Annotated in this window: 17 protein-coding genes; 13 read left to right on the top strand and 4 right to left on the bottom strand. The window is 72.9% G+C overall.

All coding sequences use genetic code 11. The features are described 5' to 3' along the window. Positions 1–6 precede the first annotated feature (6 nt). The 4 genes from EDD28_RS08785 to EDD28_RS08770 all read left to right on the top strand — a co-directional run bounded on the left by EDD28_RS08785 (position 7) and on the right by EDD28_RS08770 (position 7,459). Positions 7–1,737: a lipase family protein gene (locus tag EDD28_RS08785; protein ID WP_123739266.1), complete on the top strand. Its 1,731-nt coding sequence runs from the start codon at positions 7–9 to the stop codon at positions 1,735–1,737. A 1,215-nt stretch (positions 1,738–2,952) separates the two neighbouring features. Next, positions 2,953–3,630, top strand: coding sequence for a response regulator (locus EDD28_RS08780; RefSeq protein ID WP_245967974.1), 678 nt, complete (start codon positions 2,953–2,955; stop codon positions 3,628–3,630). Next, positions 3,627–4,805 carry a sensor histidine kinase gene (locus EDD28_RS08775; protein WP_123739264.1) on the top strand — a complete coding sequence of 393 codons (1,179 nt, stop codon included), beginning with the start codon at positions 3,627–3,629 and terminating at the stop codon, positions 4,803–4,805. Before EDD28_RS08780 ends, EDD28_RS08775 begins: the two co-directional genes overlap by 4 nt. 455 nt (positions 4,806–5,260) lie before the next feature. Then, the gene (locus EDD28_RS08770) at positions 5,261–7,459 is read left to right on the top strand and encodes an RCC1 domain-containing protein (RefSeq protein ID WP_170169408.1); all 2,199 of its coding nucleotides are present in this window, start codon (positions 5,261–5,263) and stop codon (positions 7,457–7,459) included. 188 nt (positions 7,460–7,647) lie between these two features. Here EDD28_RS08770 and EDD28_RS08765 read toward each other — a convergent pair whose 3' ends face one another. Next, positions 7,648–8,160 (bottom strand): MarR family winged helix-turn-helix transcriptional regulator, encoded by a 513-nt coding sequence (locus tag EDD28_RS08765; protein WP_123739262.1) that lies wholly within the window; start codon positions 8,158–8,160, stop codon positions 7,648–7,650. A gap of 39 nt (positions 8,161–8,199) precedes the next feature. On the opposite strand from EDD28_RS08765, the gene EDD28_RS08760 reads away from it, so the two are divergent. Beyond that, positions 8,200–9,138: a DMT family transporter gene (locus tag EDD28_RS08760; RefSeq protein ID WP_123739261.1), complete on the top strand. Its 939-nt coding sequence runs from the start codon at positions 8,200–8,202 to the stop codon at positions 9,136–9,138. Here the strand turns inward: EDD28_RS08760 and EDD28_RS08755 are convergent. Then, a complete protein-coding gene (locus EDD28_RS08755) occupies positions 9,068–10,183 on the bottom strand; it encodes a GNAT family N-acetyltransferase (protein WP_170169407.1) in 1,116 nt (371 codons plus the stop codon). The two genes, EDD28_RS08760 and EDD28_RS08755, sit on opposite strands and share 71 nt — an antisense overlap. Before the next feature lie 129 nt (positions 10,184–10,312). Here EDD28_RS08755 and EDD28_RS08750 point away from each other — a divergent pair, with 129 nt between their 5' ends. Beyond that, on the top strand, positions 10,313–10,549 hold the full coding sequence (locus tag EDD28_RS08750) for a PLDc N-terminal domain-containing protein (RefSeq protein ID WP_123739259.1): 237 nt from the start codon (positions 10,313–10,315) through the stop codon (positions 10,547–10,549). A 36-nt stretch (positions 10,550–10,585) separates the two neighbouring features. Continuing rightward, positions 10,586–11,782: an SLC13 family permease gene (locus tag EDD28_RS08745; protein ID WP_123739258.1), complete on the top strand. Its 1,197-nt coding sequence runs from the start codon at positions 10,586–10,588 to the stop codon at positions 11,780–11,782. 46 nt (positions 11,783–11,828) lie between these two features. Here EDD28_RS08745 and EDD28_RS08740 read toward each other — a convergent pair whose 3' ends face one another. Then, entirely contained in the window at positions 11,829–12,560 is a 732-nt protein-coding gene (locus EDD28_RS08740) for a TetR/AcrR family transcriptional regulator (protein WP_123739257.1), read from the bottom strand. A gap of 138 nt (positions 12,561–12,698) precedes the next feature. Between EDD28_RS08740 and EDD28_RS08735 the strand changes: the two genes are divergently transcribed. The 6 genes from EDD28_RS08735 to EDD28_RS08710 all read left to right on the top strand — a co-directional run bounded on the left by EDD28_RS08735 (position 12,699) and on the right by EDD28_RS08710 (position 20,524). After that, positions 12,699–14,411, top strand: coding sequence for an ABC transporter substrate-binding protein (locus EDD28_RS08735; RefSeq protein WP_123739256.1), 1,713 nt, complete (start codon positions 12,699–12,701; stop codon positions 14,409–14,411). A gap of 71 nt (positions 14,412–14,482) precedes the next feature. Further along, complete coding sequence (locus tag EDD28_RS08730; RefSeq protein WP_123739255.1) at positions 14,483–15,307, top strand: ABC transporter ATP-binding protein; 825 nt, start codon at positions 14,483–14,485, stop codon at positions 15,305–15,307. Continuing rightward, positions 15,304–16,113 (top strand): ABC transporter ATP-binding protein, encoded by an 810-nt coding sequence (locus EDD28_RS08725; protein ID WP_123739254.1) that lies wholly within the window; start codon positions 15,304–15,306, stop codon positions 16,111–16,113. The genes EDD28_RS08730 and EDD28_RS08725 overlap by 4 nt, the downstream gene beginning before the upstream one ends. After that, positions 16,110–17,186: an ABC transporter permease gene (locus EDD28_RS08720; protein ID WP_123739253.1), complete on the top strand. Its 1,077-nt coding sequence runs from the start codon at positions 16,110–16,112 to the stop codon at positions 17,184–17,186. The genes EDD28_RS08725 and EDD28_RS08720 overlap by 4 nt, the downstream gene beginning before the upstream one ends. Before the next feature lie 3 nt (positions 17,187–17,189). Next, on the top strand, positions 17,190–18,287 hold the full coding sequence (locus EDD28_RS08715) for an ABC transporter permease (protein ID WP_123739252.1): 1,098 nt from the start codon (positions 17,190–17,192) through the stop codon (positions 18,285–18,287). Further along, the gene (locus tag EDD28_RS08710; protein WP_123739251.1) at positions 18,284–20,524 is read left to right on the top strand and encodes an exo-beta-d-1,3/1,6-glucosidase; all 2,241 of its coding nucleotides are present in this window, start codon (positions 18,284–18,286) and stop codon (positions 20,522–20,524) included. The genes EDD28_RS08715 and EDD28_RS08710 overlap by 4 nt, the downstream gene beginning before the upstream one ends. A 63-nt stretch (positions 20,525–20,587) precedes the next feature. On the opposite strand, the gene EDD28_RS08705 is transcribed toward EDD28_RS08710, so the two are convergent. Continuing rightward, a complete protein-coding gene (locus tag EDD28_RS08705; RefSeq protein WP_123739250.1) occupies positions 20,588–21,985 on the bottom strand; it encodes a glycoside hydrolase family 30 protein in 1,398 nt (465 codons plus the stop codon). Between the last annotated feature and the right edge of the window lie 49 nt (positions 21,986–22,034).

Below are 22,034 nucleotides of genomic sequence, written 5' to 3'. Positions count from 1 at the left end.
GACGGAGTGCTCTCGCCCTCAGCCCTGTGGCCTCGCGTCGCGCAGGCCGTCGGCGGCATCATCGGCGCCACGGCGGGCGTGCTCCTCCTGCCTCGTCCGCTGACGACGCTCGAGCTGTCGCCGTGGCTGTTCGCCACCTCGCTGCTCGCCGCCGCCGCACTCGTGCTGCGGACCGACCGGCGCGCCTCGCATCGGTGGCTGGCCGCGCTCGCCCTCCTCGCCGCGGCGGTGGCCGTCGCGGTGGCGGGCGTCCGCATCCTGCCGCTGGTGCCGGTCGCGTTGAGCTGCCTGGCCGCGGTGAACGCCGTGCGGCTGGTGACCCTCGCGGTACGGAGGCACCGGTCCGGCATCACCTGCCTGACGCGTGCCGTGTGGGCGCTGGCCAGCGGAGCGGGAGCCGTTCTGTTCTGGCTGTGGCCCGATGCCACGCTGCTCCTGCTCGCGTGGGCGATCGCCGCCACCCTCGTCGTGGCCGGGCTCCTGCTGGCCTGGCGTGCCGTCCGAGCGAAGCCCCGGGCGGCCCGGCGCGTTCGTCCCGCCCCGCGCCTGATCGGCGCCCTCCTGGTCGCGGCCCTCGCGGTTCCAGGGGCGGCCGTGACGGTCCAGGCGATGTCCGACGTCCCGGCGCCCGATGCGTTCTACTCCTGGACGGGTCCCCTGCCGGAGCAGCCCGGCGTCCTGCTCCGAGTGGCCCCGTACGAGGGCGAAGCTCCAGCGGACGCGCGGGCTCTGCGCATGCTGTACACCACGACGCGCTCGGACGGCTCGATCACGCTGGCCAGTGCCGTCGTGGCCGTGCCGACACAGGACACCGGCTCGGCACGGATCGTGCTCGCCTGGCAGCACGGGACGACGGGCGTGGCCCGGTCCTGCGCGCCGAGCCTGCGACCCGACGCGCTCACGGAGGAGGCGATCCCCGGGATCGCCGGTGCGATCGAACGCGGCTGGGTCGTCGTCGCCACCGACTATCCCGGTCAGGGCACCACCGGGCGCTACCCCTACCTGATCGGCGAGGGGGAGGGACGAGCGACGCTCGACGCGGCGCGCGCTGCCGGTCAGATCGAGGGGGCAGGGAGTCCGGAACGGGTGATGCTGTGGGGTCACTCCCAGGGCGGGCACGCGACGCTGTGGGCGGCGCAGATCGCCCCGGAGTACTCCCCCGAGCTGGACGTCGTCGGGGTCGCGGCGCTCTCCGCCGCCTCGGACCCGCTTGCGCTCGCGCGACGCGTGACCCAGGCCAGCCCCGGCCCGCTGAGCGACGCCGTCACCTCCTACGTCGTCGTGCCCTACTCCGACGAGTACGCCGACGTCGCCCTCACCGACGTCACCCACCCCGCCGGTGTCGTGTTCACCGAGTCCGCGGCATCGCGCTGCGCCACCGATCGCTCCATGCTCGTCACGCTCCTGGTCGGGGTGGGTCTCGGCGACCACGACCGGCTCTACCAGCTCGACCTGGACGCGGGGCCCGTCCACGACCGCCTCGTCCAGAACACCGCCGACGGCCTCGTGCCCGCGCCCCTGTTCCTCGGTCAGGGCACGGACGACGAGGTCGTCCCGATCGAGATCCAGCGCACCCTCACCGCCGCGCTCTGCACCGCCGGCAGAGCGGTGTCCTCGCACGAGTACCCGGGCCGGAGCCACATGGGCGTGATCGCCGAGGACTCACCGCTCGTCCCCGAGCTGCTCGCCTGGGCCGACGAGGTCGTCGCGGACGGCTCGCCGTCCACCTGCCGCTGACCCTCGACGAGGCCGTGCCCCGCCCCGCCCGCGGGCCCGAGCCGTCGCGCCCCGTCCAGAGCACGGTGGACGAGCGTCGGCGACGGTGGCCGTCGGAGTGGCGTCGCGCGGTGCTCGGACCGGTGGCGCTCTCGATCCTGTCCGAAGGCGAGGCCTACGGGTACCTGATCGCGCAGCACCTAGCTCCCCCTGCCGAACGCAGCCATCGACGTCATCAACGACGACGGCGCCGCGTGACCGCCGCCGCCCCGACCCTTCGGGGTTTCCTGCGTGTCCGGTTGCGGGGGCCGCGATCGTCGCTCGTCGACGGGGTCCGACGGCCGAAGGATGGTGGGGACGAGGGCGGGCTGGCACTCCTTCCTCCGGCCCTTCACCCCCCCCCTGCTGAGCATCGGCCCCCCACCCGCTGCGGCCGCGCGAGCGCCGCAGCACTCCGGCGCTCGGTCTCGAGGGGCCGTCAGCCAGCCCGCCCTCGCGTCCGGGAGCCCGGCCGGTCGCCGTGGCCGACGGCCGGCCCACCCCCACCCCGACGGCCGGCCCACCCCCACCCCGACGGGCCGGCACGCGTGCGGCTCGAGGCCCCTCGGCACGGTGATCCGGGCAGCCCGGCACGGCGATCCGGCAACCCGCCCCCCGACGGATCCGACACCCGGGCACCCAGGCGGCGCGTCCTCCCCTCCCTCGGACCGTCAGGCTCCGGGCGGGCGCCGCACCGGCGTCGGAGCACCCGCCCAGCGACGGACGGACCACGTCGCCGCGCACCGGGCGAGCCACCACCGCCGCGCCTCCTCGATGCCCGGCGCCACAGGGTTCCCCTCGGCGTCCACCGCGCGTACCCTGCGAGGATCGCGGCACCGACGAAGCGGCCGCGTAGCCTCGTCGCGCGCGGCTGGTGGCCGGCGGCATGCGGGAGCGCCCGCTGGTCTGTTATGTGAGGGACGTGGTCTGGGGTGTCTGGTGTCCAGCAAGGGGAGATACGCGGAAGCCGCCACGGGGATGCACGCGGCTGCGGCGCTCCCCGTGCGCACCGAGCCCGAGCGCGCTCGGGCCGCGCGCCTGCTCACCCGGCGTCGCACGATCGGGCCACGACGCTAGGACGAGCGCCGGACCGCAGCCATGCCCGCAGGAGCCCGGCGCGCGTCGACGCGTCCGCAGCGCGGAACGCAGCGCGCGGCGCAGCCCGGAACGCAGCCCCGGCCCGGGAGGCGACCGCGCGTGGATGAGACGGCGAGTCAACGCAGCGTCCGGGTGAGCATCGTCGAGGACGAGGTTCTGCTGTGCTCGCTGCTGGCACGCACCCTGGACGCCGACCCGCGGCTGAGGGTGGTGCACACGGCCCGCGGCGTGCAGGAGGCCGCGCTGCTCATCACGCCCGGCAGCACCGACGTCGCGATCCTCGACGTGAACCTGACCGACGGCAACGGCATCAGCCTCGGCGTCCAGCTGCAGCGCGCCGACCCGCGCCTGTCGATCATGCTGCTGTCGGGCGAGGACTTCACCGGGCTCTTCACCGCCGTGCAGCAGGAGGTGAGCCGGCCGTGGAGCTACCTGTCGAAGAAGTCGACCTTCACCCGCGACGTGCTCGTCCGAGCCGTCCACGCCTGCGCCGAGGGCAGGGTGGTCATCGACCCCGACCTGGCGCGGACGGCTCAGCCCCGGCGCGGCTCCCGGGTCTCCGCGCTGACCCCGGCGCAGCTGCGGGTCGTGCGCCTGGTCGCCCAGGGCCTGACCAACCGCCTGATCGCCGAGCGCCTGAAGATCCAGGAGCAGTCGGTCGAGGCCCACCTCGTCGCGGCCTACCGCACGCTCGAGCTCGACTCGACCCGGACGAACCGCCGGGTCGCCGCGGTCCTGGCGTTCCTGGAGCAAACGGGACGGATCGCAGCGCGATGAGCCGCGAGGTGCTCCTCAGCCGGCACGACCGGAACATGCTCGGCTGGATCGCCGCGACGAACATGATGCTCTTCGCCTCCGTCGTGGCGTTCGAGTGGACGGTCTGGCGCGGCCTGCCCGGCGGCGACCCGCTCCCGGAGATGCTCGCCCAGGCGATCGCCGCGTTCGGCGTCACCCTCGTGTGCGGGCTGGCGGTCCTGGCGACCTGGGTCGTCGCCTGGTTCCATCTGCGTCATCGTCGGAGCGCCTTCTGGCTCGTCGCGATCGCCTCCATCCCGCTGGCCGCCCTCCCCCGGGCCTACGCCCTGGCCAATCTCGACGCCACGCCCGTGGGGGTCCCGTCCGCGGCTCTGCTGTGGCTGCTCGGGGTGTTCGGCTACGGCGTCGCCACGGCCACGACCGTCCTGACCGCGTTCCTGCTGGTGCGCAGCCGGGAGGCGGAGGAGCACCGACGCGCGGACCTGGAGCAGGCGGCGCGCACGATCGCGAACACCGAGGCCGAGGAGATGCGCGTGCGGCAGGTGGTCGCCGATGCCCTGCACGGCACGATCCAGAACCGGCTGGTCGTCGTGATCGCGGGCCTCGACCGGACCAGCTCGGACCTGCGCGCGCAGGGGCACCGGGAGTGGTCGGACCTGGTGGACGGGCACGTCGCCGCACTGGAGGAGCTCCGGGACAGGGACGTCCGTCCGCTCAGCCGCAGCCTCTTCCCCGCCGCCGTCGACATCGGGACCTCCGAGGCGATCGAGCTGATGATGAGTCGCCTCCCCGCGTCGATCGAGTACCACCTCGACCTCGACCCCGCCCTGCGAGGGATCGCGGCCACGGCAACCGACCCGCTCTCCCTGCCCGAGCGGCTGGTGGTCCTGTACTCGGTCGAGGAAGCGGTCACCAACGCCCTCAAGCACGGGCGTCCCGACACCATCTGGGTCAGCGCGCGGACCGAGCCTTCCGACCCGCCGAGCGGTGGGCCCCTCGCGCCGATCACGCTGAGGGTGAGCGTCGACGACGACGGGCAGGGGCTCCTCGAGGATCCGCCGCGGCTGCACGGGCTGGCCCGTCACCGCGCACGCCTGCGCGGACGCGGTGGCGACCTGGCTCTCGGGAGAAGCCCCCGGGGCGGCGGTCGTCTCACCTTCCACCTGCCGCTCCGAGACCTCCACGCGGGGGACTGAGCCGAGGGGGTCGAGCCAGGACAGGCACCAGCGACGACGAGAGGAGATGCGACAGGACGGACGTCACGACGCGGGAGGGCACCGAGCCGTCGGCGGAGGGCGAACACCTCACGGCACCGGGGGTGACGCCCCGCCCGTGCCCGACCTGAGGGAGACCAGGCAGAGACGGAGGCGACACCCATCACCGGCGGCGACACCGCGCCGACCACGTGAGGTCATCCAGAGACGCGAGCACCACCTGGACAGAGGATGCCGCTGACGGTCGGCCCACCACGCGCGAGCACAGGGAACCTGGGTTCGCTCCTTCATGGAGGTACCGCACGACGGCAGGAGCCGCCGACACCCAGCCCTACCCTTGTCTAGCGCCGTTCACTGCCCCGTCGCCGCAACGGGCGACGTCGAGGCGCCCCTCTATCCACATGCTGGAGAATCATCGTGAACACTGGAGAACCATCATGAACAGCAACCGAAGACACCTGGTCTCCGGTCGGCGGGCCCTCGGAGCCGCGGCTCTGGTCGTGGCCGTCGGACTCGTCGGCACGAGCGCTGAGGCCGACCCGCGGATCGATCCGGTCTCGGGGCCGACCAGCGGGGGTCAGGAGGTCACCCTCTCGGGGCTCGTGCTCGACGTCACGCGCGACGTCTCCGGCGGCGGGACGCACTCGCTCGCGATCGGCGTCGACGGCACGGTCTACGCCTGGGGCTCGAACGGTCTCGGCCAGCTCGGTGACGCCACGCTGACCGACAGCTCCACGCCGGTCGTCGCCGCGCTCCCGGACGGCGTCCACGCCGTCGACATCTCGGCCGGCGGGACGCACTCGCTCGCGGCCGGCTCGGACGGAGCCGTCTACGCCTGGGGCGACAACACGTTCGCCCAGCTCGGCAACGCCGAGCAGGGACCGGGGACGGAGGAGTCGGCACCGGTTCGCGTCGACCTGCCCGACGGGGTGCGGGCCGAGTCCGTGTCGGCCGGCGCGCGGCACTCCCTCGCCGTCGGCTCCGACGGGGCCGTCTACGCCTGGGGCCTGAACAACGAGGGGCAGCTCGGCGACGGCACGGCGGTCGGCAAGCTCGTTCCCGTCCGCGTCGAGCTGGCCCCGGGAGTCCGGGCCCTCGCCGTCGCCGCCGGGGACGGGCACTCCCTCGCCGTCGGGTCGGACGGCCTCGTCTACGCCTGGGGCGGCAACGGGGCCGGGCAGCTCGGCACCGGGACCACCGACGGGGAGCTCGCCCCGGTGGCGGTCGACCTCGGTCCCGACGTGAGCGCGACGGCCGTCGCCGCCGGGTTCCGCCACTCCCTCGCCGTCGGCTCCGACGGAACCGTCTACTCGTGGGGGGACAACGGAACCGGGGAGCTCGGGATCGGCAGCCTGCCCGAGGACGTGCCGTTCGCCACGACGCCCCAGGCCGTCACGCTGCCGGCCGGGGCGCGGGCGACCTCCGTCTCCGCCGGGTTCGTCCACTCCCTGGCGCGGACCGACGACGGGCGGCTCTACTCCTGGGGCGAGAACTTCGACGGGCAGCTCGGGACCGGCACGCCGCTCCCGCAGACCTCCCCCGCGCTCGTCGACCTGCCCGACGTCGACGTCATCGCCGCGAGCGCCGGCGCCGAGCACTCCCTCGCCGTCGGGGTCGACGGAGCGATCTACGCCTGGGGCAACGGCGAGTCCGGTCGGCTGGGGAACGGCGAGCAGGCCAACCAGCCGCTGCCCGTCGAGGTGGACCAGCTCGTCCTGTCCCTCGTCCCGGCGGTCTACTTCGGGGACGTCGACCACCCCGGCACCGACGTGACGGTGGACGCCTCGGCCGGCACGGTGCGGGCGGTCACCCCGGCGCATCCCGCCGGCACCGTCGACGTGTCCCTGCGTCTCAACGCCGTCACGGGCCTCGGCGACCCGATCGGGTCGTACACGTTCCTTGCCGTCCCCGACCTGGGGGCGGACGGGTCGTCCATCACCGCGACGCCCGCCGAGCTGGTCGCGGACGGCACGTCGACCTCCCGGATCGTCGTCCAGCTCGTCGACACCACCGGCCTGCCGATCACCGGGTCGGGTGAGGTGGTCGACATCAGCGTGATCGACGGGCCGGGGGTCGTCAGCGAGACGACCCCGCTCGACGACGGCACCTTCGAGGCGACCTTCACCGCCGGTATCGACACCGCGGTGACCACCGTCGGCTTCACGGTCGACGGGGTGCGCGCGGACGACACGGCACGGATCAAGGTCACGGCCCCGGAGGTCGGGGTGCACCTCGAGCACGCGACCCGCGAGATCGGCCAGGCCCAGACCGTCACGGGGACCGGCTTCCTCCCGAACGAGACCGTTCGGGTCGTCGGCTCCACGAACGACGGGGCCGTCCTGGTGACGGCCGACGCCGACGGGGCCGTCAGCCACGCCTTCACCGTCCCCGAGGTCGCTCCCGGAACGCGGACGATCACGCTGACCGGCGTGACCTCCGACCGGGAGGGATCGGCCGAGTTCGTCGTCACCCGGTCCGCAGCGTCGCCCAGCCCCAGCCCGACGGACGACGACGGCCGGCCGCTCCCCTCGACCGGCGCGAACCCGATGGCCGTGCTCCTGCCGGCCCTCCTGGCCGCGGCGGTCGGAACCGGCCTGGTCCTCCGCTCGCGCAGGGCACGGCGCACCACGCGCTAGTCGCGGGTCGACCGCCGTCGCCTCGTCGGTCCGGCCGCCCTCCGGGGCGACCGGACCGACGAGGGCCTCGGGAGCACCGCGCGCCGCGCGCTCGTCCAGCACCGCCGTCGCGATCGATCGCCCGTCCACGACCTCCTCCAACCGACGACGCCGACGTCACCGTCGCGCGAAGCGTGGCGCCGGCGGCCTCACGGCGGGGACGAGTCGTCGCTCAGCAGCCGGAGCCAGCGTCGGGTGATCGACTCCATCGCCGCGAGGTCGTCGGCGTCGAGACCGCGCAGCAGTCGGTGCTCGTTCGCGAGATGGGCACTGAAGGCCTCGTCGATCAGCGCTCGGCCCGCACCGGTGAGACGGATCAAGCGGCGCCGGGCGTCCTCGTCCGACGCCCGGCGTTCGACCAGGCCACGGGCCAGGAGCCGGTCGACGCGCTTGGTGAGGCCGCCGGTGGTGACCATCGTGTGGTCGGCGAGCTCGCCGGCGGGAAGCTCGTAGGGCGCTCCACGTCGGCGCAGCGAGGCGAGGAGGTCGAACTCGGCCTCGCTGAGCCCGTGCGCCTCGTACACCGGGGTGAGCCGAGCTGTCAGCTCCAGGGCGAGGCGATGGACGCGGCCGATCACTCCCTGCGGGGACGGGTCGAGGTCGGGCCGTTCCCTGCGCCACTGGTCCTGGATGCGATCGACGCGATCCGGCGAAGCACCCATGTCGCCACTCTATCCACCGGGTCGCGTACTATATCTTCCATGGAAGATAAGTCCTGGCGATGGGTCCTCGTCACCGCGATCGCGCCGATCGCCTGGGGCAGCACCTACTACGTCACCCGCCAGGTGCTGCCAGCGGATGCTCCGCTGTGGGGTGCGGTGATCCGGTGCCTGCCGGCGGGCCTCCTGGTGCTGCTGCTCGTGCGACGCCTGCCGCGGGGGAGCTGGTGGTGGCGCTCGTTCGTGCTCGGCACGCTGACCGTCGGAGGGCTCAACGTCCTGGTCTACGTCACCGCCCAGCTCCTGCCGACCTCGCTCGCCGCGACGCTCATGTCCACCTCCGCGGCGGCGATGCTGCTGCTGAGCTGGCTCGTACTGCGGCAGCGCCCGAGCCTGGTCGCCGTGCTCGGGGCTCTCGTAGGCATCACGGGCGTGGTGGTCATCATGGGCTTCGGCGGCGGACCCGTGAACGGCTGGGGAGTCGTCGCGTCCATCGGCGCCATGCTCTCCTCCTCGCTGGGGTTCGTCCTCACGGCCAGGTGGGGCGCGGACGTCGCGCCGCTCACGATGACCTCGTGGCAGCTCGTCGCCGGCTCGCTCGTCGTGCTCCCGTTCGCCCTGATCGTCGACGGAGCTCCACCCGCCGTCGACGGGCCGGCGCTCGCGGGCTTCGCCTACGTGATCCTGGTGGCCACCGCCCTCGCCTACGCGGCCTGGTTCACCGGCCTCGCCCGACTGCCCGGGTCCGTGGTCGGCGTCATCGGGCTGCTGAACCCGGTCACGGGCGTCGCGCTCGGGGTGTTCCTCGCCGCCGAACCGTTCGGGATCCTCCAGGCGGTGGGACTGCTCCTGGTGATCGCGGGCGTGCTGCTCGGGGTCACGGTCCGGCGGCCTCGCCAGCCGGACGCGGCTAGACCGCCCCGAGCCCCTTCTGCCAGCCCGCCTGGACCGCGACCGTGCGGAAACCCAGCGCCACGTTGATCGCGAGCATGTGCTCGTTCTCCGACGCGTTCTGGGTGTGGATGCGGCGCACGCACGGCCGCTCGCGCACCAGCAGCTCGAGGTTGGCGGCCTTGGCCAGCATCCCCAACCGGTGTCCCCGGTGCTCGCGCAGCACGAGCGTGTCGCGCTGGAACCCGAACTCGATCTCCGGGAACGCCGGGATCTGCAGCTCCGTGTAGGCCACCAGCTCACCGGTCGGCACGTGCTCGACGACGGCGAGCCGCATCTCCTGCCACGAGCGCTCGTAGTCCGCGACGTACTCGGCCACCCGCTCGGCGTCCCACACCTCCTCCTCGACCCTGAGGTCGGCGAGCGGCACGTCCGTGCTCATCCGCGTGTGCAGACGGGCGAGGGCGTCGAGGTGATCCTGGGCCGCCGCCGCGTCGAGATGCAGGACGCGGTAGTCCGCACCGGCGGCCGCGGCCGCGAGCGCCGCGTGACGCCGCGGCTCGTCCGCGTCACGCGGCACGTCGAGCTGGGACGCGCGGGCCACCTGCTCGAGGCGGTACCCGCGACCGAGCAGGAACGCCACCGTTGGATCGTCCGAGGGGACGCGGCCGGCGCCGGTCGGCGCCTCGAGCGTGCCCGGCCCCGGCTCGGGCTCGGGCGCCACCGTGCTCCACCCGATGACGTGGTCGCGGCCCTGCGCGCGCAGCCAGGCCTCCGCCCGCTCCAGCAGGGCGGTCCCGATCCCGGCACCGCGGACCCGCTCGTCGACGACGACGAAGACGTGGCCCGTGCGCAGGTTGTCCCGGAGCGGGATCCGGACCTCGGCCGCTCCCACGACGTCGTCGGCCCCCGGCTCGGCGACGCCGTCGCGGACCGCGACGAGGAGGATGCTGCGCTGCCAGTCGCTGTCCGTGAGGAAGGCGAGGGAGATGGGCAGCGGCGCCCATCGGTCGGAGTGCCCGAGCAGCTCGACCTCGAGGTCGCGGGTGAGCCGGTTGTACCCGGCGTACGCCCAGACGTCGGGGTGGTCGGGCGAGGGCGGAACGGGCGGGGCTTCGAGAACGGTCGTCGTCACGCCATCAGCCTGGCCGCCCACGGCCGCCCGGTCCATCGGATTTCCGCTCGGGGATGCTGGCGCGCTCGCGCGCGGCCGTGCGAGGGTGAGGGGCACCACCACTCGAACGACTCCACCAGGGAGACCGACGTGCCGGAGACCGCGACCTTCCTCGGCCCCTGGTACGACCTCGCCTTCGTCGTCGTCGCCGCGCTCAACCTCACGCTGATCGTCCTCGCGTTCCGCTCGATGCTCCGCGAGGGGCCGGGCCGCCGCGCGGGCGCCGCGCTCCTCGCCTGGTCCCTGGCCGTCCTCGCCGTGCCGATCCTCGGCCCGCTCGCGTCCCTGCTCGCCGGACGGAGCCCCGTCGCGCCGTCCCGGACCTGACGACCGGCAGCACGTCCGCGGGAGTACCGTGACCGCGTGCCCGAGCCTCGACCGGAGACAGGCGGCGCCGCGGGGCACCGGCCGCAGCCCTGGTGGCTCCTTGCCCCCGCCGCGGCGGCCGTCGTCCTCGTCGCCGGCTGGCTCCCGCTGGAGCGCGCCCTCGCGCTGGCCGAGCGCACCGGACCGGTGCTGCTCTTCGTCGCCGCCCTGACGGTCGTCGCGGAGCTGTGCGCCGGGGCCGGCCTGTTCACGGCCGCCGCCGGGATCGCGGCCGACGTCGCCCGCGGACGACGCTGGATCCTCTGGGCGCTCGTGACGCTGCTCGCGGTCGTGTGCACGGCCCTGTTCTCGCTCGACACGACGGCGGTCCTGCTGACCCCGGTCGTGATCGCGCTGGCGCGACGCACGGGGACGTCCCCGCTGCCGTTCGCGCTCGCGGTGCTGGCCCTGGCGAACACCGCGTCGCTCGTCCTCCCGGTCTCCAACCTCACGAACCTGCTGGCCGACCACGAGCTGCGTCGCGCCGGCGCGAGCTACCTCGGGCTGATGTGGGCACCGGCGCTCGCCTCGATCGTCGTCACGATCCTCGTCCTTGCCATCCGGGACCGCCGCTCGCTGCGGGGCGGCTACGAGCCGGCGGAGGCACCGGGCCCGCCGGATCTGCGGCTGCTGCGCATCGTCGGCGTCGTCGTCGCACTCATGGGGATCGCGTTCGTCGTCGGGGTGCCGCCGGCGACGGCGGGCGTCACGGCCGCCCTCGTCCTGCTGGCGGCGACGCTGGTACGCCGCCGTTCGCTGCCCGTCCCCGCGGCCGATCTGGTGCCGTGGCGGATGCTGATCGTGGTCGGCTCGCTCTTCGTCGTCGTCACCGCCGCGGTCGGCGCCGGCGGCATCGCCGCGGCCCTAGCCGGGACGGGCACCGGCCCGCTCGACCTGCTGCGGCTCGCGACGGTGGGCGCGCTCGCCGCCAACGCCGTCAACAACCTGCCGGCGTTCCTCGCGCTGGACCCCGCGACGACGGGCGAGCCCCTGCGGGTGGCCGCCCTCCTCGTCGGCACGGGGGTCGGCCCGCTCGTCACCCCGTGGGGCTCGCTGGCGACCGTGCTGTGGTGGCAGCGCTGCCGCCAGGTCTTCCTGCACGTGCCCGCCGCGACGATCGTCCGGCAGGGCCTGCTCCTCGCCCCGCTGGCCCTGCTCGCCGCGACCGCGGCACTCGTCGTCGCCGTCGGCTAGGCCGAGCAGGGGCGCTCGCGACCTCGCGGGAGCGGCGGGCACCGCCTCAGGCGCGCACGTAGTCCTCGAGGGCCGGTCCCGGCCGCACCACCCCGTTGACGATCGCCCGGATCGCGAACTCGGACGCCTCACCCAGCTCGACGGCCTCGGGGTCGAGCAGCCACTGGAGCTGGAGCCCGTCCATGACCGCGAGGATCGACGCGGCACCGGCGGCGATGCTCGCGCGGTCAGTGACGCCCTCCTGCGCGCAGAGCTCGTCGAACGCCTCCGTCACGTCCCTGCGCAGGATCTCGTAGCGCCGCTGGAAGTAGGAGCGAGCCGGGTGGTCGTCGGTCACCGACTCGCCGGTCAGGACCGTGAAGACCTGGACGATGCCGGGCCGGCGCGCGTTGGCGAACGCCGTCTTGACGAGGTGGAGGAACAGCTCCGGCCCGCCGGGCATGTGGTCCGTCCCGACGTCGGCGAGATCCGCCTGGTCACGGTAGGAGATCACCTCGAGCAGGAGCTTCTGCTTGGACCCGAAGTGGTGCAGCACCCCGGCGTGGGTCATCCCCACCTGCTCGGCGATGTCGGCGAGCGTGCCGTTGGTGTAGCCCTTGTTGCCGAACGTCTCGACCGCCGCCCGCAGGATCCGCTCACGCCTGGCGCGCGTCTCGGGTCGGACGCCGACGCGTCCGGCCGGCCCGCGCGCCCCGGCGGCGGGCGCGGTCGCCGGAGCCCCGGGGGGCGCTGCCGTCTCCTCGGTCGCCACCGGGGCGACCTCGGTCGAGCTCTCCATCACTGCTTCCCTTCGCGGGCACCGTCACTTACTCCATGGTAACCTCGCCGGCAACTTACTTTCTCGATAGTAAGTAGCCGTCGCGTCAGGGTCGCCCGACGGCAGCCGCACCCACCGACCCGCCTGCAAGGAGAAGCAATGAAGCTCAGGAAGTCACTGATCGCGGCCTGCGCGATCACCGCACTCGGCGCCTCGGCACTGGCCGCCTGCTCGTCCGGCGACACGTCGGGCAACGGCGGCGACGGCTCGTCCGGAGGCACCTCGACCGACGGCGGCAGCGGAGCCGCCACGGGCGCCTCCCTCACGATCGCCAAGCCGGACGGGGCCATCACGACCGAGTCGCACAACCCCTACCTCGGCGACTCGTCCGCGTCGAAGTACGGCTACGGCAAGGTCATCTTCGAGACCCTCGCCCTCGTCAACCAGACCGGCGACCTCGGCACGACGCCGTGGCTGGCCGAGTCGGTCGAGTGGAACGACGACTACACGGCCGTCACGGTCGTCCCGCGCTCGGGCGTCCAGTGGAGCGACGGGACGGACTTCACGGCCGACGACATCGTCTTCACGTTCGACCAGTACCTCACCGGCAAGCTCACCGACACGGCGGGCCTGAACTACGAGGGCGCGACCGTCGACGGCGACGCGATCACCCTGACGTTCGCCGACTCGAAGTACACCGCCCAGGCCCGCGTGCTGCACATCCCGATCGTGCCCAAGCACATCTGGGAGAACATCGCCGACCCGAACACCGACCCGCTGACGGACGAGGGCCTGCTCGTCGGCACCGGCCCCTACGTCCTCGACAACTGGTCGACCGAGTCGGTGACGCTCAAGGCCAACGAGAACTACTGGGGCGGCGACCTGGCCGTGCCCGAGCTGCACTACGTCTCCTACGGCGACAACGCGGCGCTCACCACGGCGCTGGTCTCCGGCGAGGCGGACTGGGCGCAGGCGTTCATCCCGCAGATCGAGTCGAGCTACCTGGCCGCCGACGAGGCCAACCACTTCTGGGCCGCGCCGACCGCCGGCGCCGCCACGGTGTTCTTCAACCTGCAGACGAAGCCGTTCGACGACCTCGCCCTGCGTCAGGCCCTGGCGTGGACCATCGACCGCCAGGCCTACGTCGACATCGCTCGCGAGGGCGCGAGCGAGGTGATCTGGAACGAGACCGGCCTCGGCTCGCTGCTGGAGGACGAGATCCAGCCCGAGTTCAAGGGCAAGGACTACTCCGTCGACATCGACAAGGCCCGGCAGATCCTCACCGACGCCGGGTACACCTGGGACGGCAGCGGCAAGCTGCTCGACCCGGAGGGCACGGCCGTGTCCTTCTCGATCTCGGTCCCCGCGGGCTGGAGCGACTGGAACACCGAGCAGGCACTCATCGCCGAGGAGCTGAACGAGGGCCTCGGCATCGAGGTCAAGGTCGACCAGCCCGACTGGGGCGGCTGGGACGCGGCGCGCCAGGAGGGCACCTTCCAGGCGATCATCCACTGGCTCGAGGACACGGGCAACGCCTACGGCCTCTACACCTCCACGATGGACCCCAAGTGGATCGTCGACGACAAGGCCCAGTTCAACTTCGGCCGGTTCGACGACCCGGCGGTGACCGAGGCCCTGCACACCTACGCCAACGCCTCCGACGACGCGGCGCGCACGGCCGCCGTCACGGTGCTGGAGAAGGCGTTCGCCGAGAACGTCCCGGCGATCCCGCTGGGCGCGCACCCGCTGCTCGGCGAGTACAACACGCGCAACTACGTCGGGTGGCCGAGCGCCGACGACCCGTACGCGTCGGCCGACCCGACCCAGCAGTCGATCGTCCAGATCCTGACGAAGCTGCAGCCGGCCGAGTGACGCCTCGGGCCGGGTGGGCTGGCGCGGTCGCGCCAGCCCACCCGGCTCGCCGACCGACGAAGGGCTTCCCCATGTCAGACCCACTGCTGAGCGTGCGCGGCTTCTCCGTCGTGTACGACGTCGACCCGCCCGTGCGGGCCGTCACGGACGTGACCCTCGAGCTCCAGCGCGGCGAGATCCTCGGGCTCGCGGGCGAGAGCGGCTGCGGCAAGACGACCCTCGCCTACGGCGTGCAGCGCCTGCTGAAGGCGCCCGCGGTCATCACCAGCGGCTCCGTCGTCTTCCACGACGCGAGCGGCGAGGACATCGACGTCAACGCCCTCGACCCGGAGCAGATGCGCCGGTTCCGCTGGGACAAGATCTCGATGGTCTTCCAGGGCGCGATGAACGCGCTCAACCCCGTCGCCACCATCGGCGCGCAGCTCGAGGACGTGTTCGAGATCCACCGCCCGTCGCTCACCCGGCGCGAGCGCCGAGCGCGGGTCGCGGAGCTGCTGGAGATCGTCAGGGTCGGCGCGCAGCGCGGCCGGTCCTACCCGCACGAGCTCTCGGGCGGCATGCGCCAGCGCGTCATGATCGCGATGGCCCTCGCGCTGCGACCCCAGCTCATGGTGATGGACGAGCCGACGACGGCGCTCGACGTCCTCGTCCAGCGGGAGATCCTCCGGCAGATCTCCCAGCTGCGCCACGAGTTCGGCTTCTCGGTCGTCTTCATCACTCACGACCTGCCCCTGCTGCTGGAGATCAGCGACCGGATCGCGATCATGCGCGAGGGCGAGATCGTCGAGCTCGACACCGCCGAGAACATCTGGACCGACCCCCGCGACGACTACACGAGGACGCTGCTGTCCTCGTTCCCGCGGCTGACCGGAGACAAGGGGGTGGTGGCACGATGACCGTCCTGGACGTCCGCCACGTCACCAAGATCTACAACGTCCGCGGCGCCGGCCAGATCAAGGCGCTCGACGACGTCAGCTTCACGCTCGAGTCGGGCCGCACGATCGGGCTCGTCGGCCAGTCCGGCAGCGGCAAGTCGACGATCGCGAAGATCCTCACCCAGCTCGAGCGGCCGACGCACGGCGAGGTGCTGCTCGACGGCACGCCGATCCCGCGCCACGGCCGGGGTCTGCGCACCTACCGCCAGCAGCTCCGGATGGTCTTCCAGGACCCGTTCGCCTCGCTCAACCCGTACCACTCGATCCGGCACCACGTCGAGCGTCCGCTCCGCCTGGACCACGTCGTCCCGCGCGAGGAGACCGAGGACGAGGTGCGGCGCCTGCTCGAGCGGGTCCGCCTCGAGCCCGACGCGGTCATCGACCGTCGCCCGCACGAGCTCTCGGGCGGCCAGCGCCAGCGCGTCGCCATCGCCCGCGCCCTCGCGTCGCGGCCCAGGCTCCTCGTCGCCGACGAGCCCGTGTCGATGCTCGACGTGTCCATCCGCCTCGGCGTGCTGAACCTCCTGGCCGACCTGCAGCGCGAGGAGGGCCTCGGCGTCCTCTACATCACCCACGACCTCGCGACCGCCCGGCACTTCAGCGACGAGATCCTCGTGCTCAACCAGGGCCGCGTCGTCGAGCACGGGCCGGCCGACGACGTCATCCTCCATCCCCAGGACCCCTACACCCGGGAGCTGCGCGCAGCGTCCCCCGATCCCGAGAAGCACTTCGCCTCGGCGTCCCGCGACCACGGAGGTGCGCAGTGAGCGTCGTCCAGCCCCAGCTCGGCCCCGAGGTCGAGGCCCGCGAGGTCGGCACGACCGCGACCGCCGTCGTCAAGGGCCGGTCGCGCATCCCGTGGCGCTTCCTCGGCGGTCGCGCCGCCTTCTACCTGTTCACGCTGTGGGCCGCCGTCACCATCAACTTCTTCCTCCCCCGGATGATGAAGGGCGACGCCGTCACCTCCTACCTCTCGCGCAACCGCAACGTCACCCCCGAGGCGGCCGACGCGCTGCGCTCGCTGCTCGGGCTGGACACCGACAAGTCGCTGCTCCAGCAGTACGTCGACTACCTCGGCCTGCTGCTGCGCGGCGACCTCGGGGTGTCGCTGCTGCACGGCCTGCGGCCGGTCACCGAGGTCATCGGGCAGGCGCTCCCGTGGACGGTGGGCCTCGTCGGCTTCGCGACGATCGTGTCGTTCACGATCGGAACGGTCGGCGGAGCCGTCGTCGGCTGGCGGCGCGGGAGCCGGCTGGACGCGCTCATCCCGATCACGACCTTCCTCGGCACGATCCCCTACTTCTGGCTCGGCCTGCTCGCGATCGCGCTGTTCTCGGTCAACCTCGGCTGGTTCCCGATCGGCAAGGCCTACGGCGTCGGGATGAAGCCGGAGTGGTCGCTGGAGTTCATCGGCCAGGTCATCCACCACGGCACGCTGCCGGCCGCGACGATCGTCATCGCCTCGCTCGGCGGCTGGATGCTCGGCATGCGCAACATGATGCTCACCGTGCTCGACGAGGACTACATCACCGTCGCGCAGGCCAAGGGCATGCCCAACCGCCGCGTGCTGTGGCGCTACGCCGCCCGCAACGCCGTGCTGCCGCAGATCCAGAGCTTCGCGCTGTCGATCGGCTTCATCGTCGGCGGGACGATCGTCATGGAGATGGTCTTCAGCTACCCCGGCGTCGGAAAGCTGCTGCTCGACGCGACCAACGCGAAGGACTACGCGCTGATGCAGGGCGTGTTCCTCGTCATCACGCTCTCGGTGCTCGTCGCGAACATCCTCGCCGACGTCGCCTACGCGTTCCTCGACCCGCGCACGCGCCAGACGGAGGCCTGAGCGATGACAGCTCCAGCGAACCAGACCAGTGTTCAGCCCGGGGAGGCCGACGCGACGCACCACCGCGCCCCCCGCTCGTTCGGGGCCGCCCTGGCCTCGTCCTTCGCGATGTTCCGCAACGCCAAGTCGCTCACGGGCCTGGCGATCCTCGGGTTCTTCGTGCTCGTCGCGATCTTCGCCGACGTGCTCGCGCCCTACCCACCGACCAAGGTCGACCCGACCGCGCGGCTCCAGCCGCCGTCGGCCGAGCACCTGCTGGGCACGACGCACATCGGCGAGGACGTCCTGAGCCAGGTCATCCACGGGACGCGCGGCGTCATCGTCGTCGGCTTCCTCGCCGCGATCATCGCGACGATCATCGCGCTGACCGTCGGCGTCGTCGCCGGCTACCTCACCGGGTGGAAGAGCGAGGCGCTGTCGGCGCTGACGAACGTCTTCCTCGTGATCCCCGGCCTCCCGCTCATCATCATCGTCGCCTCGCAGTTCGAGGACCCGCCGATCGTCCTGATCGCGGCCGTCCTCGGGCTCACGGGCTGGGCGTGGGGCGCGCGGGTGCTGCGGGCGCAGACGATGTCGCTGCGCAACCGCGACTTCGTCCAGGCGGCCCGCGCCAACGGGGAGCCGCTGCGCCGGATCATCACGATCGAGATGCTGCCGAACCTCATGGCCCTCATCGCCGCGAGCTTCGTCGGGACGGTGACGGCCGCCATCCTCGGCCTCACCACGCTGTCCTACATCGGCGTCATCCCGGTGACGACGTACAACTGGGGCACGATCCTCAACTGGGCCTCGGCGCAGGGGGCGTTCCGGCAGAACCAGTGGTGGTGGTACCTGCCGCCCGGCCTGTGCATCGCCGCCATCGGCGTCGCGCTCTCGCTCATCAACTTCGGCATCGACGAGTACGTCAACCCGCGGCTGCGCTCGGCCGGCGAGCGGGCGCGTGCCATGAAGAAGAAGGGGCTCGACGTGAACGACCCCGTGACCGCGATCCGCCCCGAGCTGGCCGCGACCGCTGAGGCGACCACCGAGGCCACCACCGACGAGGCCACCGAGGCCACCGCCGACGCGACCACCGCGGGGTCGGGAGGCCCGACACGATGACCGAACCAGCTTTCCGCGACCCGTCCCTGCCCGTCGCCGACCGCGTCGAGGACCTCCTGGCCCGCATGACGCTGGCGGAGAAGGTCGGGCAGATGCTCCAGCTCGACGCGCGCGACGACCTCGCCGACCACGTGCTGCGCCGCCAGGTCGGGTCGATCCTGCACACCTCCCCGGAGCGGCTGCTCGTCGCGAACGAGCTGACGTCCCGGACCCGGCTGCGGATCCCCCTGCTCGTCGGCGAGGACTGCATCCACGGGCACTCGTTCTGGCCCGGCGCGACGATCTACCCGACGCAGCTCGGGATGGCGGCGTCCTGGGACCCGGACCTGCTCGAGCTGGTGGCGCGCGCGACGGCCGTCGAGGTCGCCGCGACCGGCATCCACTGGACGTTCTCCCCCGTCCTGTGCATCGCGCGGGACCTGCGCTGGGGGCGGGTGAGCGAGACGTTCGGCGAGGACCCGCTGCTCATCGGCGAGCTCGCCGCCGCCATGGTGCGCGGCTACCAGGGCGACGGGCTCACCGATCCCACCGCGATCCTCGCGACGGCCAAGCACTTCGCCGGCTACTCCGAGACGCAGGGCGGCCGCGACGCGTCCGAGGCGGACATCTCCCGCCGCAAGCTGCGCTCGTGGTTCCTCCCGCCGTTCGAGCGGGTGGCGCGCGAGGGGTGCCGGACGTTCATGCTCGGCTACCAGAGCATGGACGGGGTGCCGATCACGGTGAACCACTGGCTGCTGTCGGAGGTGCTCCGCGGCGAGTGGGGGTACCGGGGAACCCTCGTCACGGACTGGGACAACGTCGGCCGGATGGTCTGGGAGCAGCAGGTGCAGCCCGACCACGCGCACGCCGCGGCCGCGGCCGTGCGCGCCGGGAACGACCTCGTCATGACGACGCCGCTGTTCTTCGAGGGTGCGCTCGAGGCCGTCGAGCTCGGGCTGCTGGCCGAGGACGCGTTCGACGACGCCGTCCGGCGCATCCTCACGCTCAAGTTCGAGCTCGGGCTGTTCGAGGACCCGCGCCTGCCCGACGCCGAGCGGCAGCGCGCGGTCGTCGGCGCCCCGGCGCACGCCGAGCTCAACCTCGAGGTCGCGCGGCGCTCGCTCGTGCTGCTGGAGAACGACGGGACGCTCCCGCTGCGCACCGACGCCCCCGTCCGGATCGCCGTCGTCGGCCCGCTCGCGGACGACGCCCAGACCCAGCTCGGCGACTGGGCCGGCGGCTCGGGGCAGGCCGGCTGGCTGGACGGCCAGCCGCGGGAGATGATCACGACGGTGCTCGACGGGCTGCGCGACCTCGCGCCGGCCGGGTCGAGCATCGCGTTCGCCCGCGGCGCCGAGATCCTCACGCTCGAGCCCGACCCGGAGGGCACGCACTTCCCGGACGGTCAGCCGCGCCCGCCCGTCGTCGAGCCGGCGGCGGTGGACGACGCGCTCCTCGCCGAGGCGATCGCGGCGGCGGAGGCGTCCGACGTCGTCGTCGCCGTGGTCGGGGACCGGATCGAGGTCGTCGGCGAGGGCCGCTCGACCGCGACGCTGGAGCTGCTCGGCGGGCAGGTCGCGCTCCTCGAGGCGATGGTCGCGACGGGGCGGCCGGTCGTCGTCGTGCTGCTCGCCTCGAAGCCGCACGTGCTGCCGCCGTGCGTGCGGGACGCGGCGGCCGTGGTCTGGGCGGCGAACCCTGGCATGGCCGGCGGGCGTGCGCTCGCGGAGCTGCTGCTCGGTCTCGTCGAGCCGTCCGGCCGGCTGCCGATCTCGTTCGCGCGGCACGCGGGCCAGCAGCCGACGTACTACAACCAGATCCGCGGGCAGCACGGGTCGCGCTACGCCGACCTCACGCAGGCGCCGGCCTGGGCGTTCGGCGAGGGGATCGGGTACACGAGCGTCGAGTACACCGACCTCGCGCTGGAGACCAGCGAGGTCGGGCCGGACGACACCGTGACGGCCGAGGTGACGGTGCGCAACACGGGATCGCGTCCCGCGCACGAGACCGTGCAGGTCTACGTGCACGACGTCGTGACGTCGGTGAGCTGGGCGGTCAAGGAGCTCAAGGCGTTCCGCCGGGTGGTCGTGGCGCCGGGGTCGGCCGAGCGGGTGCGCGTGTCCGTCCCGGTGGCCGAGTGCACGATCGTCGACGCCGACGGCCGCCGCGTCGTGGAGCCCGGCGCGTTCGAGCTGCTCGTCGGCCGCTCGTCGCGCGACGGGGACCTGCTCCGCGCGCGGTTCGACGTCCGCGGGTGAGGCCGAGAGGGCGCGATCGAGGGGGCGCGGCCAGCGCTGACGCCGACCGCGCCCCCTCGAGACCTAGCGCGCGGCCGGCGAGAAGACCAGCGTCGCCGCTGCTCGCGGACCGAGCGAGCTGACGACGCGACCGACGGGGTCGGAGCCCGGCGACGCGTCGACCACCGTCTCCACCTCGACCGGCTCGTCCCCGTCGTTGAGGAGCACGACGACGACCGAGCCGTCCTCGTTGCGAGCCGCGACGCTCCGGACGGGCCCGGCCTCCGAGGAGCCGACGCGCACGGCGCCGGGTCGGATGAACCGGGAGAAGTGGGCGAGACCCCAGTAGTCGAGCGTCAGCTCGTAGGTGCGCTCGCCCTGGTCGACGCGCAGCAGCCCGCGGCACGTGCTGTCGCCGAAGCCCGGGATCGTCGGCCCGTTGTTCTCGTCGAGCGCGAGGTTCCACAGGATCATCGACCGCGAGCCGTGCCGGAGGATGTCGATGCCGTTGCCCATGAGGTAGGAGAAGGCCGGCTCGAACGCCGGTACCCAGCTCCCACCCGAGCCCTCGAAGAAGTGGATCTCCTTGTCCGGGTAGTCCCGCCCGACCCGGGACTGGCTCACCGCACGACCGTCGTACCAGTGCCAGGCGATCCCGTCGAACGCGTCGGCCGCCTCGTCGAGCAGGTCGAACGCGTAGTCCAGGCGGTCCCAGTTGTGGTCGTAGCCCATGATCTTCGTCGTCAGCCCGGCCGCCGCGAACGCGGGGGCGAGGTGCTCGCGGACGAAGTCGATCTGCTCCAGCGCCGTCATGCCCATCCCCGGGTAGTGCTCCGGGACGTAGAGCGGCTCGTTCTGGGGCGAGACCGCCGTGATCGGCACGCCCCGCTCCGCCCACGCCTGGACGAACCGGACGAAGTACTGGGCGTAGGTCGGGTAGAGCTCCGGCAGCAGCTCGCCGCCGACCATCGACCCGGTCGTCTTCATCCAGCCCGGCGCGCTCCACGGCGACGCGAACACCTGCAGCCGGGGGTTCAGCTCCAGGGCCCAGCGCGTCAGCGGCAGGATGCTCTCGAGGTCGTGGTCGATCGAGAAGTGCTCCAGCTCGGGGTCGGTCGTCCCCTCGGGCCGGTCGTCGTAGGAGTAGACCGTGCGGGAGTAGTCGGACGAGCCCATCGGGTTGCGCACGACCGACAGACCGATTCCGCGGGCCGGGCAGAACAGCTCCGTCATCGCTCGTTCCCGCGCGTCCTCGGGCAGCACTCGGTCGACCAGGTAGGCGGACGCATCCGTGAAGGAGGCCCCGAACCCGTCGATGGTCTGGTGGCGGTCGGTCGTGTCGACCAGCACCTGCGTCGCGCCGGCCGTCGGCGTTCGTTCCGTGTCCACCGCACGCTCCACGAAGAGCTCGGCCGGCCCGGTCGAGACGTACTCCTGGATCCTCGCGGTCACCGCCAGCTCGGTGGTCTGCTCGTGCGTCACATCGATCTCCTTCTCTGTCGTCGGCCGCGAGCATCGTCGACGCGGCCGG

Origin of the sequence: Salana multivorans, from assembly GCF_003751805.1 — a bacterium.
GTDB lineage: Bacteria > Actinomycetota > Actinomycetes > Actinomycetales > Beutenbergiaceae > Salana > Salana multivorans.
Note: the sequence above shows the minus strand (reverse complement) of the source record. Positions and strands in the feature narration are given on the sequence as shown.

What these genes read in the sequence shown, in the direction of transcription:
- EDD28_RS08715 (WP_123739252.1), top strand. Translation starts at nt 17,190, where the DNA reads ATGACAGCTCCAGCGAACCAGACCAGTGTTCAGCCCGGGGAGGCCGAC.
- EDD28_RS08760 (WP_123739261.1), top strand. Translation starts at nt 8,200, where the DNA reads ATGGAAGATAAGTCCTGGCGATGGGTCCTCGTCACCGCGATCGCGCCG.
- EDD28_RS08770 (WP_170169408.1), top strand. Translation starts at nt 5,261, where the DNA reads ATGAACAGCAACCGAAGACACCTGGTCTCCGGTCGGCGGGCCCTCGGA.
- EDD28_RS08710 (WP_123739251.1), top strand. Translation starts at nt 18,284, where the DNA reads ATGACCGAACCAGCTTTCCGCGACCCGTCCCTGCCCGTCGCCGACCGC.
- EDD28_RS08730 (WP_123739255.1), top strand. Translation starts at nt 14,483, where the DNA reads ATGTCAGACCCACTGCTGAGCGTGCGCGGCTTCTCCGTCGTGTACGAC.
- EDD28_RS08775 (WP_123739264.1), top strand. Translation starts at nt 3,627, where the DNA reads ATGAGCCGCGAGGTGCTCCTCAGCCGGCACGACCGGAACATGCTCGGC.
- EDD28_RS08725 (WP_123739254.1), top strand. Translation starts at nt 15,304, where the DNA reads ATGACCGTCCTGGACGTCCGCCACGTCACCAAGATCTACAACGTCCGC.
- EDD28_RS08765 (WP_123739262.1), bottom strand. Translation starts at nt 8,160, where the DNA reads ATGGGTGCTTCGCCGGATCGCGTCGATCGCATCCAGGACCAGTGGCGC.
- EDD28_RS08740 (WP_123739257.1), bottom strand. Translation starts at nt 12,560, where the DNA reads ATGGAGAGCTCGACCGAGGTCGCCCCGGTGGCGACCGAGGAGACGGCA.
- EDD28_RS08735 (WP_123739256.1), top strand. Translation starts at nt 12,699, where the DNA reads ATGAAGCTCAGGAAGTCACTGATCGCGGCCTGCGCGATCACCGCACTC.